The following is a 17,742-nucleotide window of genomic DNA, read 5'->3' as shown; positions in this document are numbered from 1 at the left end:
TTAATGATCAATGGTTAATTGTTAATGCCTACGGATTGCTGTTTTATCCGAATAGTTCAGCATGAGAGCCTAAACGGAGTAAAGATATTTCTTTTTCTTCTTCATTATTCATCTTCCAAAATATCTTTAATCATCTGATTTACATCGGTATATCCTTTTAGGGCATGCCGGTTTTCTTGCATTTCTACAAAGGCCTTATGAGTTTCCTCATTAGGAGTAGCAGTTTCTATGGGCAAGTCCCTTTTCTTTTTTTTGGTGGCATTATTAAATTCTATAGTGATCGTCTTCATAAGTCTATTTATTTAAGTGAAAAGTGATTCAGACTGCAAATATACGATTTTAAAAAGCGAAAGTCAAGAATTTTTAGGGATTAGTTTTTAGTACTAACCACTAATCCAACCCCTAAATTAGTCATTTACTTTTTTATAGATAGCGATGCGGTTAGGGGTTTTTGAGAGGTATTCGGGGGAAAAGATAGAGATGAAGTCGCCGGCTACCTCCTGAGTATGTCGCTTTATGGTGGCTATTTGGTAAAGGGTTTCTTTGGTACAGCACTTCTCTAATTGCTGCCAATGTAGGGCGTAGGTATGCACGATGATAGGAATCTGCACCTCCAAGCGCAGGTCATAGAAGGCATAGGGGGTACAGGTGCCGGAGCGGAAGCCCATATGAGAGGGGAAGCCCATGGTGTAGTCCTCCTTGAACTCTGTGTCGGCCAAGTTGCGGTAAAGCTCCGGTAGGGGTAGCAGGTTGTTATTGGCGCGGAAACGCCTAACGGGGCGGTTGATGATATTGACCATGCGTTCGCGTTCCTTTAGAAGGATTTCAGGTTGGCTGATGGCATCGTGCGAGCCCAAGATAGAGACGATGGCATAATCGGCCATATACTTGATCAAGTGTTTGTATTTCAAATTGTTATACGAGAGTCCTCGGTCGTAATAATTGTAATCCCCCAAGAGGAAGAAAAAAGTAGGATAGCGCTTATGTTCTTGGAAATAAGCAATGAGGGCTTCGTACAAATCATAAGGATCCTTCTCCAAGCCTGTTGTCACACGGAAAAGCTGTGAGAGCTGTGACCACTGGAGGGTGAAGAGGTAGGTAAGCCCTCTTAGGATAGTACGTAAGATTCCTTTGTGCTTGTATTTGAAGGCTTTAGGCACCTCAACGACCGATACGATGGAACTCTCGCGAGGGGCGAACTCCAGCATGGGGTACTTCTCCTGCAAGGCTTTCCTAAGCCGAGCTACCCATATATCCACAATAGGAATCTCTAAGAAATGATGTTGGTACGCCACGCTATGGGTAGCCGAAAAAGGAATCGTAGGATGTGCCTCGTGGTGTAGGTATTCCTCATAACGGCTTAGCAGATAGAAGGAGGCCGAGAGAATATCAAAAGGTAGCTGTCCCTTCTTGGTTGCAAAGAAGTAAGGCACCCCATCCCACTGCTCCACCAAGAGTTCGATAGACTGTATTCCCTTTTCATAAAGCAGTCCGAAGTTTTTGATAAACAGCTCGTTGCCGATAGGAGACTTGGCATAGGAGAGCTTACTCTCGTCCGAGCGGACGAAAGTCTCCAAATCGGTAGTAATCTCAATGCGAAGCCCCAACATCTTCACGAAGATATGCTGACAGATGTACATAAAGCGAGGGCTTTTCTTTTCTGTATAAATCAGTAACATAGCAGCTGCTTTTTCAGGGACAAAAATACGAAAATAACGACAAACGACAAACGACAAATGACTAATTCTCCTTCAATAAGGAATAAGAAAAATATTTTAAAAAAACATTAGGTAGTTTCAAAAAAAGGTTGTACCTTTGCCGCTGAAAATAATGGGGGATTGGCGCAGCTGGCTAGCGCGTTTGCATGGCATGCAAAAGGTCACGGGTTCGAATCCCGTATTCTCCACTTCAGTCTTGATGGCCAATAACTAATACCAAAGAGGATTAGTTATTGGTCATTAATTATTATTCACTATTCATTAATCATTATCCGCTATGTTAGGTGCTATTATAGGTGATATTGTAGGCTCCCGCTATGAGTTTGCCAATATTCATACTACTGATTTTGAGTTATTTACTCCTTATAACAACTTTACCGATGATACGATATGTACCATCGCAGTAGCCGATGCCCTTCTTCTAAAAGAATCTTTTAAGGATAGTCTGCTCTATTGGTGTAGGAAGTACCCCAGCCCTATGGGAGCCTATGGGGCGCGCTTTGCCCAGTGGGTGCATAGTGCAGACCCGCAGCCGTATCACAGTTTTGGCAATGGCTCCGCCATGCGAGTAGCCCCCTGCGGTTGGCTCGGTAGTTTGGATGAGGTACTTGAGGCCGCTCAGAAGAGTGCTGCTTGTACCCATGACCACCCTGAAGGGATCAAGGGCGCCCAGTGTGTCGCCCATGCGATCGCTTTGGCGCTTGGTGGTAGCAGCAAGGAAGAGATTAGGCAAATCGCTACCCAAACCTATGGCTATGACCTCTCCAACAGCTGTGAGGCCTTACGAGCTAGCTATTCCTTCGATGAGACCTGCCAAGGCACGGTTCCCCAAGCCTTTATCTGCTTTTTAGAAAGCCATGACTTTGAGAGTGCTCTACGCTTAGCGGTCTCCATAGGGGGCGATAGTGATACTTTGGCCGCCATCACCGGCGGTATTGCAGAGGCTTATTATGGTATTCCTGCCGATATAGAAGCCCAAGCTCTGACTTACCTGCCTAAGGAGTTTAGGGAAGTGGTGCGGGAGTTTCAGCACGAAGTGGGAAGGAAGTAAGGCGAAACTTCATGTTGGGTTAGGTATGCGCTTATCTCTCCAATATCCTTAAGTTCAACATACTTTACGATTTTAGTATTTCGTAGTTCCTGCCATAGTCTATGATTTGCAGTAAGAGCCTTGTTAGGTTCTTCCCCAATGAGGTAATATACCCCCTTTGTATTTTCATTGCTGTCCAAGACTTTTGTTAAGGAAATAAAACTATTGATACTATGCCCAATATGCTGAATACCTTTCTGTAGATTGAGCATATTTCCTGCTGTGGGGACGGTATTTTTTCCTATGAAATTAACTTTTGTATTGACAAGTAAATTTTCTATATCCAAGGGTGTTAGTTCTTTATCCAAATTGACTTTCTCCTCTATCTCTTTGTAGAAAGTAACAGCCATAGGTTTTTTTGTAATATCCATAAAAGCCTCTTTTTCTACAGAAATAGGATAATGGAAGACATACATTTCAAAGAATTTCTTAAAGACTTCCTCTGAGAGCGGTATGGCAACCTTTGTTGTTTTTCCAAAAAGAACAGAATTATTACTATATCTTTCTAAATAGGACAAATAGCCCTCATTTACCCATTGTTGTAGCAATTCCTCTCTATTTAAAAGAGAAGCGGTATCATCAGCATAAAGGCTCTTATATATAGATTTTAGATAGAGCTTGATCACACTATAGGTCTCTGAAGGGAATAAGTGCTTGATTTTGTTTAGCTTCTCTTCAGAATAGTTGAAGAATAAAGTATTTTGACAAGCCATAATAAGCCCAATGCTAAATCTATCATTGGATAAAGCATTGGTTGATAGATAGATAGGGCAAAGCAATGTTTCCATTATTTAGAAATTATAAAGGTTTGTACATATTCTCTAAATGTATGCTCACAAATTTCAAGCCATTGGGGAGAAAATATCATATTTATTTTAGTATGATAATTTGCTATGTCTATTTTCCATTTTTGAGGGACAGCATCCAATATAGAGGGGAGATTTCTTTGACACTCTTCTACGAACAGGTAAAAATCTTTGAGTAAGAGATCTACTTTCTGGCTAAGTCTGCTATCTTCCCCAAATAAGAGGGTTGCTAAGGCTGAATTTAGGAGACTATCTTCTTGAGTAAGTTCGGTGATAGTATTTCCATAAGCCATTGAGGAGTTAAAAATATCTGTATTATCAATGATATATAACAACATATACCCACCTTTTACACTTTGTAGCAAAAGATTATAGTTTCCCTGATTTCTGTCCTCATTAGATAACCAAATATCAAATAATGCGATTTTCAAAAAATCTTCTTTGTTTTTAATTTTTCTCGTAACATCTGCATTGGTAAGTATAAATTGATGGATATCAAAGGCCTTTTCTAAAAAAGAAGAACCGAAACACTCTCTTTCAAAGAATAGGCGCACTAACCCCTGTCTATCTTCAAAAGGGAGTACATGTTTTTCATAATCAATTTCAATGAGAGCGCTTTCAGGGATATTTATATGCCAAAGGCAAGCAAAATGATAGGCCAATAATTCATTAAAGAGTTTATTCACATCTTTGTATTTACAAACCCAATAATTCAAATCACTTCCTAATATCAGAATAGGGCTACTTCCATAAGTGGCATATCTTTTGGCAATAGGCTGTATGGATTTTAATTTTTTCAAAAGCGTATTGTTTTACACTTACTGATTATGGATGCAAAAATAATTCATATTTCTGAAGAAAGCAAATGATAGTCGGTGTTTTTTAGGTTTTTACTTATCCTGTCATTTTTTCACTCTGTAACATCTTAATAACCAATATTAATAACTATTATCGCTCAAAAATCCATCTCAAAACCTGACAATTTGTCATATTTTTAACTTTGGAACAGTTGTTGAATGAAGAGTGAAAAATGAACAGTGATTCGTCATTCGTCACTTGTCATTAATCGTTAAGTATTAACCATTAACCATTAACAATTAAAGAAAATGAATTTTAATAACTATACCATTAAGTCCCAAGAGGCCATTCAGAGGGCGCAGCAACTGGCTCAGGGTCTCGGTCAGCAAGATATCCAAGTGGAACATATCTTCAAGGGAATACAAGAGGTGGACAACAATGTACTGCCTTTTATCCTTAAAAAGTTGCAAGTCAATACCACTACTCTTAATCAGGTGGTAGAAAAAGCCTTGGCTTCCTATCCTAAGGTACAAGGTGGACAGATGTCCCTCTCCCGTGTCGCTGGGGAGGTGCTCACCGAAGCGAGCAATATCGCTAAGAAGATGAACGATGAGTATGTCTCTGTAGAACATTTGCTCTTGGCAATCTTCAAAATCAAAAACCAAGTAGGGCAAGCCCTTAAGGAACAAGGGGTTACTGAAAAAGAATTTGAAAAGGTCATCGCCGAACTCCGCAAGGGCGAGCGTGTAACCTCCGCTTCAGCAGAGGATACTTATAACTCGCTCAACAAATATGCGAAGAACCTTACCCAACTCGCCCATAGTGGCAAACTGGATCCGGTCATAGGTCGTGATGATGAAATTCGCCGTGTGCTTCAGATTCTTTCCCGTCGTACCAAAAACAACCCTATGTTGGTAGGGGAGCCTGGGGTCGGTAAGACCGCTATAGCCGAGGGCTTGGCACACCGTATCGTCAATGGAGACGTGCCTGAAAACCTAAAAGATAAGACCATCTACTCCTTGGATATGGGAGCGCTTATCGCTGGAGCTAAATACAAAGGGGAGTTCGAGGAACGACTTAAATCAGTAGTGAAGGAAGTGACTTCCTCCGATGGGAATATTATCTTGTTCATCGATGAGATCCATACCTTGGTAGGTGCTGGTGGAGGCGAAGGCGCTATGGATGCGGCCAATATCCTCAAGCCAGCCTTGGCACGTGGCGAACTCCGTGCCATTGGGGCTACTACCTTGGATGAGTATCAGAAGTATTTTGAAAAGGACAAGGCGCTTGAGCGTCGTTTCCAAAAGGTGATGGTGGAAGAGCCTGATACCGAGAGTGCTATCTCTATCCTCCGTGGTATTAAGGAGAAATATGAGGCACACCACAAGGTGCGTATCAAGGACGAAGCCATTATCGCTGCGGTGGAACTCTCTCAGCGCTATATCCCGAACCGTTACTTGCCCGATAAGGCGATTGACCTGATGGACGAAGCGGCTGCTAAGCTCCGTATGGAAATCAACTCTAAGCCAGAGGAATTGGACGTACTGGATCGTAAGATCATGCAGTTGGAGATTGAGATAGAGGCTATCAAGCGGGAGAATGATGACGAAAAACTCCGCTCGCTCAATGCCGATTTGGCCAACCTCAAGGAGGAACGCAATGCACTCTTTACCAAGTGGCAGGGAGAAAAGACCTTAGTGGATGAGATACAGGCGGTTAAGAACAATATTGAACAATACAAATTAGATGCGGAACGTGCCGAACGTGAAGGTAATTATGGTAAGGTAGCCGAGCTCCGTTATGGTAAGATCAAGCAAGAAGAGGCCAAGCTCGAAAGTCTTCAAAAAGAAGTGGAAGGCCATGAGATGTCCATGATCAAAGAGGAGGTTACCCGCGAGGACATCGCCGAGGTGATTGCCAAGTGGACAGGGGTGCCTGTGACCAAGATGATGCAAGGTGAGCGCGAAAAGCTCTTGCTCTTGGAAGAAGAGTTGCACAAACGTGTGGTAGGCCAAGAGGAAGCCATTGCAGCCGTTTCCGATGCGATTCGCCGTAGTCGTGCGGGCTTGCAGGATCCTAAAAAACCTATTGGCTCCTTCCTATTCTTGGGAACCACTGGGGTCGGAAAAACCGAATTGGCCAAGGCCTTAGCCGAATACCTCTTCGATGATGAGAATGCGATGACCCGTATCGATATGAGTGAATATCAGGAAAAGCATGCCGTGAGCCGACTTGTGGGAGCACCTCCGGGATATGTGGGCTATGACGAAGGCGGCCAGCTTACCGAGGCGGTACGTCGTCGCCCTTACTCTGTGGTCTTGCTCGATGAGATCGAAAAGGCGCACCCTGATACCTTCAACATTCTCTTACAGGTCTTGGACGAAGGCCGATTGACCGATAACAAAGGTCGTACTGCCGACTTCAAGAATACGATTATCATCATGACTTCCAATATGGGTAGCCATCTTATTCAGGAAAGTTTTGAGAAAATTAAGAATGTAGAAGAAGCCACCGAAAAGGCTAAAGAAGAGGTACTACAACTGCTCAAAGAGACCGTACGTCCGGAGTTCATCAACCGTATAGATGATATAGTGATGTTTGCCCCACTTACCCAGGCAGATATTAAGCAGATTGTACGTTTGCAACTCAATAGCATTATCCGCTTGGTAGCTCGTGAGAACATCCTTTTGGAGGCCACCCCAGAGGCTATCGATTACTTAGCCAAACGCGGTTACGACCCACAATTTGGGGCTCGTCCTGTCAAGCGTGTCCTCCAGAAAGAGGTGATGAACGCCCTTTCCAAGGAAATCCTCAAGGGGAATATCAAGGCCGGTAGCGTTATCCTGATAGACTCCTTCGATGATGGATTGGTCTTCAGAAATAAAGAGTAAGTAAATAAGAAAGAAATAGGAGGTAAACCGAGAGGTTTTACCTCTTATTTTTGTTTTATACTATAAAATTCGTATATTTGCCTGATAAAAAACACCTGTTTTATGAATTTTTTTGAGATAGCCCAAACCCGTTATACCACCAAGGCGTATAATGGAGCGCGTATTGCCGAGCCGACCCTTGACCAGCTTAAGGAGATCCTTCGCTTGGCACCTTCTTCTATCAATAGTCAGCCTTGGGAGTTTGTCTTTGAGGATGGGCAGCGCAAGGATGAAGTCTTTGCCCCCCTTTCTCTGATCAATGAGGCTCGGGTGAGGCAGGCCAGCCATGTCGTTATTTTCCGAGTATTGGACAGTGTAGAGCGCTTCGAGGAGCAAGCCCCCTCTTACGTCTCTGAAGGAAGGCGTGCTTTCTATAGCAAATACATCAAAAGCCAAGGCGAAGGCCATGTACAATCCTGGATGGAACACCAAGTATATGTAGCCTTGGGCTACTTCTTGGCAGCTTGTGCCGCGATGGGAGTCGATTCCACTCCGATGGAGGGTATCCTCCCTGCCGAATACGACAAGCACCTACCCCAGGACGGTTACCACACCCTCTTTGCTGTGGCTATCGGTTATCGTGATCCCGAAGACTCCAACCAACCCGACCGCACCCCTAAGAAGAGAAAGACAACGGTTATTCTTTAGTTTAGAAGACACTCCCGAGAGGTCTCGCACGAAATCGTCTTGTCAACTCTTTGGCTATTTGGTAAATTATTTTTACCTTTGCCCTCTCTCTTATACATCATACAACTATGCTGAATGTTAGTGATTTATCCATCTCCTTTCAGGGAGAAACGCTCTTCTCTGAGGTGGCCTTTATGCTCGTTGGGGGAGATAGGGTAGGTATTATTGGCAAAAATGGGGCAGGAAAATCCACTTTGCTCAAGATGCTCTCGGGCGAATTAGCGCCTGATACGGGTACCATTGCCCTGGAGCGAAATGCAAAGATTGGCTACCTCAAGCAGGATATTGACTTTGTCGCTGGCCGTACCGTTTTGCAAGAGGCTTATCAGGCCTTCACGACCCTTATGCGCTTGGAGGAGGAGCTCGATAGCATCCACCATGAGCTGGCTACCCGTACCGACTATGAGAGTGAGGGCTATAATGACTTGCTTATCCGCTTGCACGACCTCACCCATGAGTATGAGATCCATGGGGGCTATACCTATAAGGGAGATACCGAGCGCATTCTATCAGGATTAGGCTTCTCTCGGGAGGACTTCTCTCGTCTGACAGATAGCTTCTCCGGAGGCTGGCGTATGCGTATCGAGCTGGCCAAGCTCCTCTTGGAGAAGAACGATATTCTCCTTCTGGATGAGCCTACCAACCACCTTGATATAGAGTCTATCATCTGGTTCGAGGGCTTCCTCAAGACCTTCCCCGGAGCGGTGGTGATCATCTCCCACGACAAGATGTTCTTGGACAATGTCACCAACCGCACCATCGAGATTGTTGCAGGGCGTATCTACGACTATCCTAAGCCTTATTCCGCTTTCTTGGAACTTCGCAAGGAGATGATTACCCAGCAGCTGGCTGCCCAAAAGAATCAGGAGAAGATGATTCAGCAAACGGAAAAGCTCATCGACAAGTTCCGAGCCAAGGCTTCCAAGGCTTCTATGGCACAGTCTTTGATAAAGAAATTAGACCGTATAGAGCGCATCGAGGTAGATGAGCAGGAAACGGCGGTCATGTCCGTACGCTTTCCGCTCTCCCAACAGCCCGGTAAGGTCGTCTTGGAGATAGACCATGTGAGCAAGAGTTATGATAACAAGCTGATTCTCAAGGATGTGAGCCTGTTGGTGGAGCGTGGTTCCAAGATTGCCTTTGTGGGGCAGAACGGACAAGGGAAGACCACCTTGGCCAAGATGATCATAGGAGAGATCCCCTATGAGGGTACCATCCGCCTGGGGCACAATGTAGAAATAGGCTATTTCGCCCAAAACCAAGCTCATTACTTAGATGGAGAGCGCACCCTCTTGGACACGATGCTGGATGCGGCCAACGATTCCAACCGTACCAAGGTACGCGATATCCTCGGCGCCTTCCTCTTCCGTGGTGATGAGGTAGAGAAGAAAGTAAAAGTACTCTCCGGAGGCGAACGCAACCGCTTGGCGCTGGCCAAGATGCTGCTTTCCTCCTTCAACGTGTTGGTGATGGACGAGCCGACGAACCACTTGGACATCGCCTCCAAGAATGTCCTCAAGCAGGCACTCCAGCGCTTCGAGGGAACCCTTATTATCGTCTCCCACGACCGTGACTTCCTCACCGGCCTTACCGATAAGGTCTATGAGTTCAAGAATCATACCATCAAGGAATACCTCGGTGATATTGACTTCTACTTAGAGCAGCGCGCTGTCTCCTCCTTCCGAGAAATAGAAAAAGGAGAGCCGCAGAAGAAAGAGGTCGTCCTGGAGAAAGAAAAGCCTCTATCCTATGAGGAGCAGAAAGAGCGCAAGAAGCTCACCAATCAGCTCAGTAAGGTAGAGCGCCAGATTGCTGACTTAGAGAAAGAAATTGCCCAAATGGATAGTCAAATACAGCAAAACCCCACCCCCTCCCTTATGGAGCAATATGGCCAGAAGAAGGCCGCCCTTGACGCCCTTATGGAGGAATGGGAGAAAATAATAACAGTGGTTAGTGAACAGTGAAGAACGAACAGTGGATAGTAAATATATTGCTATTCACTGTTCACTCAAATAGCTATTCACTTTTCACTATTCACTTTTCACTTAATTATGAATTTCATCGTTTCCGCTCGCAAATACCGTCCGCAGACCTTTCGAGATGTCGTGGGACAAAAGGCTATCACCGATACCTTGGAGAATGCTATCGCCAATGACCACCTGGCGCAGGCCTTGCTTTTTACCGGCCCCAGAGGGGTGGGCAAGACTACTTGTGCCCGTATCTTGGCCAAGAAAATCAATGAGAAGAACACCCCTTCCGAAAAGGACAATGACTTTGCTTTCAATATCTTTGAGCTGGATGCAGCCTCCAACAATAGTGTGGAGGGAATCCGTTCTCTCATCGAGCAGGTACGTATCCCCCCCCAGATAGGCAAATATAAAGTCTATATCATCGATGAGGTGCATATGCTCTCCAATGCAGCCTTCAACGCCTTCCTTAAGACCTTGGAGGAACCCCCCGCTCATGCCATCTTTATCCTGGCTACCACCGAGAAGCACAAGGTGATACCGACCATTCTCTCGCGTTGCCAAATCTTTGACTTCAAGCGTATTACCATCAGTGATGCCCGTGAGTATCTCAAGTATATCGCAGGTGAGCAAGGCCTCGAGGCTGAAGACGAAGCCCTTCAGATCATCGCTCAAAAGGCCGATGGCGCCATGCGTGATGCGCTCTCTATCTTCGACCGAGTGGTGAGTTTCTGTGGAAAAAATATCACCCGACAGGCGGTCTCCGAGATTCTCAATGTCTTGGACTACGATACTTATTTTAAAATCACCGACCTAATAGTAACCAACCAGATTCCTCAGCTCTTGGTAGAGTTCAATAGTATCCTTGCCCATGGCTTTGACGGACAGCACTTTATCTCAGGACTGGCGGGGCACTTCCGCGACCTGATGGTCTGCAAGAACAACAAGACCATCGCCCTGATGGAGGTCGGGGAAGAGACCCAAAAGAAGTATGCCGAGCAGACGGCCAAGTGTGATTTTCCTTTCTTGGTACGTGCCTTGGAGATCGCCTCCGACTGCGACCTCAAGTACAAGACCAGCCGCACCCCGCGCCTCTTGGTAGAGCTCGCCCTGATGCAATTAGCCTCGTTGACCTACGAAGGGGATAAAAAAAAAATGATGGATATATAATCCCTCCGACGGTTTTCCGCAAAGCGCCTCCCAAGCAAGAAGTTGCCCAAGTGGGTACTCCCCAGCAAGTTAGCCCCGCAGCAGCCCCCGCTGCTACGGCACCTCCTCCAGCCCATAGTGTTTCGGCCACCTCGCTCAAGAGTATCCAGCTCAAGCGCGAAGCCGCTGTGCTGCGTGACGGACATGGAGCAGCAGGCCAGCAGCTCCCTGCGGAGGACTACTCCTTGGAGGATTTCGAGCGGGTATGGAGCAGCATGTTGGCCATCTTGGACAAGCGAGGCGAACACCTGCTAATCAGCCATCTGGGGAAGAAGGTTCCCCCTATAAAAGACCATGTCATCTCCATAGAGGTGGGTACCAATATCGCCGATATAGAGATCCGCACCCAGCAGGATAGGCTACTGAACTATATCCGCAAGCAGCTCAAGAACTATCATGTCACCATGGAAATCACCCTGAACAAGGAAGCAGCCTCCGCGGCCATTCCTTATACCTTGGAAGAGAAGTACAACGCCCTGAAGGAGGAAAACCCCTTCTTGGAAACCTTCGTTCGGGAATTGGGACTACAGTTTTAGTGAACAGTGAACAGTGAACAATGAATAGTGAATAGTGAACAATGAACAGTGAACAGTGTTGAAGTGCCTTGTAGGGGCTAATGGCAATTAGCCCTATTAATCATTGACCATTAAATTAACGTGAGTTCGATATAAGAAAGTCACTTTTTTCTTGTGTGATCCTGCTAAATATTTTAACTTTGCACATTCATTTTTTACTATGACCCCTGCCGATATAGAACAAATAAAGACCCTTGTCCATGAGGGCAACAAGCTGGCCGCAGTAAAGCTCCTGATGGACACCGCTCATATTGGTCTGAAGGATGCCAAGGACATCATTGATGATTTTTTTCTCGGAAAAGAGACAGATATTAACGAGCGTGTAAAGCGTGTTTCTTACTCAGATACTGCCGAACGCTTCACCGCTGAGGCTGACCCCAATGGAGAGAATCCTCACTTCTTCTACCACAAGGGAAGTATAAAGGAAGAGGTAACCCCTGGCCATCCTATGTGGGAGAGGATTAAAACTGTTTTTGCTCCTATTGAAGGTCTCCCTGCTGATATAGCACGTATGAGAGAGAACTATGCCAAAGCTATAGAAGAGATGGAAGCCAAAGCAGGCTACACCCCTAAAAAAGGAGCTCAAACCACCTACAGAAAAGGACAAGCCAGCGACAAGAGAGATACGCTGTTTATTAAAAAAAGTCCCCTTGACTTTCTCAAATGGTATTTTTACCTCTTTATTGCCGCTGCTATAGTCTATATCCTTTATTTAGTGACCAATGACTAGTGATTAGTGACCAATGACTAGTGACCAGTGACTAATCATTAACAATTGACAATTAACAATTAAAAAAGATGGGAATATTTGATAAAAGGGAGAATTACAAGCCCTTTGAGTATCCAGAAGTAATGAAATTCGTGGATATGATGCACCAGACCTTTTGGGTGCACTCAGAAGTAGAATTTACCGCTGATATACAGGACTTCAAGTCCAATCTCAGTTTGGTAGAAAAAGAAGCCGTTAAGCGTGCTCTCTTGGGAATTGCACAGGTAGAAGTAGCGGTCAAGACCTTTTGGGGCGACCTCTATGACATCTTTCCCAAGCCGGAGTTCAATGGCTTAGGGGCTACCTTTGCCGAATGTGAGTTCCGCCACTCCGAGGCCTATTCACGCCTTTTGGAGGTACTTGGCTACAATAATGAGTTCGAGACCCTTTTAGAAGTGCCGATTTTCAAGGAAAGAAATGGCATCCTTAAGGAATACTTGGCTAAGAACAGAGAAAACGCCATGGAGCGTATCTTGTTCTTTACCCTTATCATTGAGAACGCCTCTCTATTTAGCCAGTTTGCTACCATTCTCTCTTTCACTCGCTTCAAAGGGTATATGAAGAATGTCGCCAATATCATCGCTTGGACTTCTATCGATGAGCAGGTGCATGCCAATGCGGGTATCTACATCCTCAAGACCATCTTTGAAGAAAACCCTGACTTCCGTGCCAAAGCCAGAGAAGAAGCCACCCAGTTTATCCGCGACTATATCCTCTTGGAGGACAAGATGCTCGACTGGATTTTCGAAGAAGGCGAACTCTCTTTCTTCACCAAGAAAGACTTGGCCAACTATATGCGTTACCGCCTGGACGATGCCCTCACTCAGCTCGATTTAGGCAAGCCTTTTGGCATCACCGCTCAGGAGGCCGCTCCTATGCTATGGTTCGAAGAGGAAGTGTTTGTCAATGAATTGGACGACTTCTTCGCTAAGCGACCTACCGCCTATACCAAGCATGATAAGAGTATCACAGCGAATGACTTATTCTAATGAAAACTAAGGAATGAACAAGTATCTATTGGGGTTCATCATAGGATGGCTGGCCTTGACCAAGGTTAGCGCTCAATATAATGAAATAGGAGTGGTCTTTGGAGGGGCCAATCCTATTTCAGATATAGGAGCGACCTATTATATCTATCCTACCAAGCCAGCCTTGGGGCTTATCTATAAGCGGAACTTGCGCAAGCAGCTTTCCCTGCGTGCGGACATCAAGTGGTTTCAGCTTTGGGATAAGGACGAGCGTGCTACTACCCCTGCCAGGGAGTACCGGGACTTCTCATTCCAGAATAACATGGTGGAGATGGGCGCCGGAGTGGAGTACGATTTTCTCCATTTTGATACCCATGACCCCTTCAAGCTTCTTTTTACCCCTTATGTACATACTGGTTTCTATTTCTTCAAGATGGATCGCCTCTATTTTGATGATCTCTCTCCAGGGCAAGCGGCCAAGCACCAGGGCTATCCTGAACGTGATGAATCCTGGGCAATCCCCTTCACCGTAGGGCTTAAGACCCGCTTGTGGGGTTCGCGCTTCCTTATAGGAGCGGAGGTGAGCATGCGCTATACCTTTACCAACAATATCGATGGGAGTAAGTCCGGTAAGGGGCTTTGGTTTGGTAACCTCAATACCTCCGACTGGTATATGATCTCAGCCGCTTATGTGACCTATACCTTTGGAGCAAAGAAATGTAACTGTTTTGAATTTGCCAAATAAGATATAAATCTTTTTCAGGTGTGCTAAAAAAATTATATCTTTGCCACTTGATAGTAACTTGCATATACGCCAATGAATTTAGATAAAGAAATGCTCCCTAAGCATTTGGCAATCATCATGGACGGTAACGGTCGCTGGGCCAAGCAACAAGGCAAGCCCCGTATCTTCGGCCATGAGAAAGGAGCTAAAACAGTTAGGGAAATCATTCAGGAGGTCTCCGAAATAGGGATCCCCTACCTTACCCTTTATGCTTTTTCTACTGAGAATTGGAAGCGTCCCAAGCTCGAAGTGGAGGCGCTCATGCACTTATTGTCACGCTACCTGAAGAAAGAGGTGGCTATCATGCAGGAAAATAATATCCGCCTCAATGCCATTGGTGACCTAGAAAGCCTTCCCGCCAAGGTGAGAAAGGAACTCTACAAAGCCATGGAGCAAACCCAAAACAACACCAGCACTACCGTAAGCCTTGCCTTGGCCTATGGCGGACAGCAGGAACTCCTTCAGATGACCCAGCAGCTTGCCCAGCGCGTACAGCAAGGCCTGCTCATCCCCCAACAAATTACCCCTGAGCTGATACAGCAAACACTCTATACCCAGAATATCCCCCCCGTGGACTTGCTGATTCGTACCAGTGGCGAATGCCGTATCAGTAACTTCCTGCTCTGGCAAATCGCCTATGCAGAACTCTACTTCACCGACATCCTTTGGCCGGACTTCTCCCCAGAGGAGTTGCGCAAAGCCTTGGCTAACTATCAAAACAGAGAACGAAGATTTGGAAAAACCAGCGAACAACTTTAACATGAGAAATTTTCTATATATTTTTGGGATACTCTTTCTCCACCTCTCTTATGCCCAAGAAACACCTGAGACCTTAGCGGTCACCGACTCCATTGCAGCAACGGAGCCCACTGCCTTAGAAAGAGGGCAGGACTTCATCATAGGGGGAATCGAGGTCAAAGGAGCTAAGCACTACAACGCACAGACAATCATTGTAGCCTCTGGCCTGAAGGTAGGGGACAAGATTACCATCCCCAGCGAACGTTTTACCAAAATCATTCATAAGCTGTGGAACTATCAGGTATTCAACGATATTGATATCTATATCGCCAAAACAGAAGGGAATAAGGTGTTCTTGGAGTTCGTTATTCAGGAAATGCCCGAACTCACTGAAGTTAAAATCGACGGTATCCGAAAGAGAAAGGCAGAGGAGCTACTCAAAAAAATAGAATTGGACAAGGAACACCTCAAGGTAACAAAAAAACTCAACGAGAGCCTCATTGCCAAGACCAAATCCTATATCACGGATAAGTATCGCAAGGAGGGCTTCCTCAATACCAAGGTACACATTACCTCCCAAGCGGTGGATTCTCTCGGTACCAAAGAACGCATGCTTATCCGTATTGACCGAGGTAACAAGGTGAAGATCAATCATATTGCCTTCGAGGGAAATGATAAATTCACCGAGAGAAAGCTTCGCAAGCAGCTCAAGAAAACCAAGCAACGCTTCTTCGGTCGTTTCTGGAAGCGCTCCAAATATGTGCAGGATAAGTATAATGAAGACCTCGTCTCTCTCATTGACTTCTATAAGGAGAATGGTTATCGCGATGCCCGTATCAAAAGCGATACCCTCTATGATGGTAAGGAAAACATCGACCTGAAGATCTCCTTGGAGGAAGGCCGTAAGTACTACTTCGGAGACATCAAGTTCTTGGGCAACACTATCTATAGCAACCAAATGCTCGCCCACCTCTTGGGACTCAAGAAAGGAGAGGTCTACAATGGGGTACAATTGCGCAACCGTATCAACGATCCTAAGAATCCCGATGCCAACAGTATCTCCAACCTATACCAAAATACCGGTTACCTCTTCTCTCAAATCAATCCCGTGGAGACCTCGGTGGTCAATGATACCATCAACTTTGAGATCCGTATCCATGAGGGCAAGCAGGCACATTTTAATAATGTAACAGTCACCGGTAACAATACCACCAACGATAGGGTCATCTACCGAGAGATGCGTACCCGCCCTGGTTACCTCTATTCCAAGGATGATGTGATCCGTACCGTAAGAGAGCTTTCCCAGTTGGGTATCTTTGACCCGCAGAGTATCAACCCGCAGATCAAGAACCCCGACCCCAACTCTGGAACGGTGGATTTGGAATATGGATTGAGTGACAACAACTCCTCCAGCCAAATACAGCTACAAGGAGGTATTGGAGGAGGAGGCTTCATGGGAACCCTGGGGCTGAACTTCAATAACTTCTCCCTACAGAATATATTTGACAAGAAGTCCTACAAGCCGCTTCCTATGGGAGATGCTCAGAAGCTCGCCCTGAATGTCAGTGTAGGGAAATACTACAGAGTGGGTAGCTTCTCCTTTATGGAACCCTGGTGGGGTGGCGAAAGGCCGGTACAGTTCTCCGTGAGCTTCAACTATTCGGTCAACTATGATTACAACTATTATACCTATGATGTAGATAAGAACAGACGTTTCTATATCACCGGTCTCACCTTAGGATTGGCCAAGCGCCTCCAAGTGCCCGACGACTATTTCCAGCTGGCACAGTACCTAAGCTATAACTATTACGATCTAAGAAATTATAACACCACCCTCTTTACCTTCGGGAACGGACACGCCAATGCGCTTTCCTATACTGCCTCCCTAAGCAGGCGTTCCAGTGGGCCGAACCCTATCTTCCCGATGGGAGGAAGTGACTTTACCCTTACCGCCAAGCTCACCCCGCCTTATTCCTTATTCAATGGGGTGGATTATAAGTCCCTGATGGAGCAACGTGCGCAGGCCGAGGCCGTTAGCAATACCAACCGCATAGGGGAGATTGACCAAGAACGCTTCAAGTGGCTCGAATACTATAAGTTACGCCTACAAGGCAACTGGTACCTGAACCTGGTGGACAAGCTCGTGCTACGCCCTGCGGTGGATTTTGGTTACTTAGGCTATTATAATGCAGATAGGGGTACCGTACCTTTCGAACGCTTCATGGTAGGGGGAGACGGGATGACCTACAACTCCCTCGAAGGACGTGAATATGTACAGATGAGAGGATACCCCAACCAGTCCCTTTCCGCTCGTGATGGGGACGTGGTCTATAACAAATACTCTTTGGAATTGCGCTATCCGATCACCCTCAAGCCGATGGCTTCTATCTACGGCTTGGTATTTGCCGAAGGTGCCAATTCCTTTGGGAGCTTCTCTCAGTTCAACCCCTTCGACATCAAGCGCTCTGCCGGATTCGGGATACGTATCTTTATGCCAATGCTCGGTCTCTTAGGGTTTGACTTCGGTTATGGTTACGACGGTATCAATGGTCGCACCACCCCACACGGTTGGGAAACTCACTTTATCTTAGGACAACAATTCTAAATAAAGTGAAAAGTAAATAGTGAAAAGTGAATAGTGATTGATATCTACAAGAGATTGATTACTTTTCACTTTTCACTATTCGTTATTCACTTTTCACT

15 protein-coding genes and 1 tRNA gene are annotated in these 17,742 nt (G+C 45.7%); 12 read left to right on the top strand and 4 right to left on the bottom strand.

The window, feature by feature from the left end:
- Positions 1-104 precede the first annotated feature (104 nt).
- Together HMPREF1551_RS08800 and HMPREF1551_RS08795 are read right to left on the bottom strand one after the other, a co-directional pair.
- Complete coding sequence (locus HMPREF1551_RS08800) at positions 105-290, bottom strand: hypothetical protein (RefSeq protein ID WP_021628759.1); 186 nt, start codon at positions 288-290, stop codon at positions 105-107.
- Positions 291-407: 117 nt separating this feature from the next.
- The gene (locus HMPREF1551_RS08795; RefSeq protein ID WP_021628758.1) at positions 408-1,679 is read right to left on the bottom strand and encodes a polysaccharide deacetylase family protein; all 1,272 of its coding nucleotides are present in this window, start codon (positions 1,677-1,679) and stop codon (positions 408-410) included.
- Between the two features lie 153 nt (positions 1,680-1,832).
- Between HMPREF1551_RS08795 and HMPREF1551_RS08790 the strand changes: the two genes are divergently transcribed.
- Together HMPREF1551_RS08790 and HMPREF1551_RS08785 are read left to right on the top strand one after the other, a co-directional pair.
- Positions 1,833-1,906 (top strand) — tRNA-Ala (locus HMPREF1551_RS08790).
- An 89-nt stretch (positions 1,907-1,995) separates the two neighbouring features.
- A complete protein-coding gene (locus HMPREF1551_RS08785) occupies positions 1,996-2,769 on the top strand; it encodes an ADP-ribosylglycohydrolase family protein (protein WP_021628757.1) in 774 nt (257 codons plus the stop codon).
- On the opposite strand, the gene HMPREF1551_RS08780 is transcribed toward HMPREF1551_RS08785, so the two are convergent.
- Both HMPREF1551_RS08780 and HMPREF1551_RS08775 read right to left on the bottom strand, forming a co-directional pair.
- Positions 2,745-3,596, bottom strand: coding sequence for a hypothetical protein (locus tag HMPREF1551_RS08780; protein WP_021628756.1), 852 nt, complete (start codon positions 3,594-3,596; stop codon positions 2,745-2,747). The two genes, HMPREF1551_RS08785 and HMPREF1551_RS08780, sit on opposite strands and share 25 nt — an antisense overlap.
- Positions 3,596-4,414, bottom strand: coding sequence for a HipA family kinase (locus HMPREF1551_RS08775; RefSeq protein ID WP_021628755.1), 819 nt, complete (start codon positions 4,412-4,414; stop codon positions 3,596-3,598). The genes HMPREF1551_RS08780 and HMPREF1551_RS08775 overlap by 1 nt, the downstream gene beginning before the upstream one ends.
- A 306-nt stretch (positions 4,415-4,720) precedes the next feature.
- Between HMPREF1551_RS08775 and clpB the strand changes: the two genes are divergently transcribed.
- The 10 genes from clpB (at position 4,721) to HMPREF1551_RS08725 (ending at position 17,644) form a co-directional block, all read left to right on the top strand.
- Positions 4,721-7,303, top strand: coding sequence for an ATP-dependent chaperone ClpB (gene clpB, locus HMPREF1551_RS08770; protein ID WP_021628754.1), 2,583 nt, complete (start codon positions 4,721-4,723; stop codon positions 7,301-7,303).
- A gap of 102 nt (positions 7,304-7,405) precedes the next feature.
- The gene (locus HMPREF1551_RS08765; RefSeq protein ID WP_021628753.1) at positions 7,406-7,990 is read left to right on the top strand and encodes a nitroreductase family protein; all 585 of its coding nucleotides are present in this window, start codon (positions 7,406-7,408) and stop codon (positions 7,988-7,990) included.
- A gap of 107 nt (positions 7,991-8,097) precedes the next feature.
- Positions 8,098-9,993: an ABC-F family ATP-binding cassette domain-containing protein gene (locus HMPREF1551_RS08760; RefSeq protein ID WP_021628752.1), complete on the top strand. Its 1,896-nt coding sequence runs from the start codon at positions 8,098-8,100 to the stop codon at positions 9,991-9,993.
- 84 nt (positions 9,994-10,077) lie between these two features.
- Positions 10,078-11,166 (top strand): DNA polymerase III subunit gamma/tau, encoded by a 1,089-nt coding sequence (gene dnaX, locus HMPREF1551_RS08755; RefSeq protein ID WP_155851620.1) that lies wholly within the window; start codon positions 10,078-10,080, stop codon positions 11,164-11,166.
- A gap of 50 nt (positions 11,167-11,216) precedes the next feature.
- On the top strand, positions 11,217-11,741 hold the full coding sequence (locus HMPREF1551_RS08750; protein ID WP_021628750.1) for a hypothetical protein: 525 nt from the start codon (positions 11,217-11,219) through the stop codon (positions 11,739-11,741).
- 199 nt (positions 11,742-11,940) lie between these two features.
- The gene (locus HMPREF1551_RS08745) at positions 11,941-12,510 is read left to right on the top strand and encodes a hypothetical protein (protein ID WP_021628749.1); all 570 of its coding nucleotides are present in this window, start codon (positions 11,941-11,943) and stop codon (positions 12,508-12,510) included.
- A gap of 68 nt (positions 12,511-12,578) precedes the next feature.
- The gene (locus tag HMPREF1551_RS08740; RefSeq protein ID WP_021628748.1) at positions 12,579-13,538 is read left to right on the top strand and encodes a ribonucleotide-diphosphate reductase subunit beta; all 960 of its coding nucleotides are present in this window, start codon (positions 12,579-12,581) and stop codon (positions 13,536-13,538) included.
- A 13-nt stretch (positions 13,539-13,551) separates the two neighbouring features.
- Complete coding sequence (locus tag HMPREF1551_RS08735) at positions 13,552-14,262, top strand: DUF6089 family protein (RefSeq protein ID WP_021628747.1); 711 nt, start codon at positions 13,552-13,554, stop codon at positions 14,260-14,262.
- Positions 14,263-14,334: 72 nt separating this feature from the next.
- Complete coding sequence (locus HMPREF1551_RS08730) at positions 14,335-15,060, top strand: isoprenyl transferase (protein ID WP_021628746.1); 726 nt, start codon at positions 14,335-14,337, stop codon at positions 15,058-15,060.
- A gap of 1 nt (position 15,061) precedes the next feature.
- On the top strand, positions 15,062-17,644 hold the full coding sequence (locus HMPREF1551_RS08725; RefSeq protein WP_021628745.1) for an outer membrane protein assembly factor: 2,583 nt from the start codon (positions 15,062-15,064) through the stop codon (positions 17,642-17,644).
- Positions 17,645-17,742 lie beyond the last annotated feature (98 nt).

The organism is Capnocytophaga sp. oral taxon 863 str. F0517 (genome assembly GCF_000466425.1).
In the GTDB taxonomy this organism is placed as follows: Bacteria; Bacteroidota; Bacteroidia; order Flavobacteriales; family Flavobacteriaceae; genus Capnocytophaga.
Note: the sequence above shows the minus strand (reverse complement) of the source record. Positions and strands in the feature narration are given on the sequence as shown.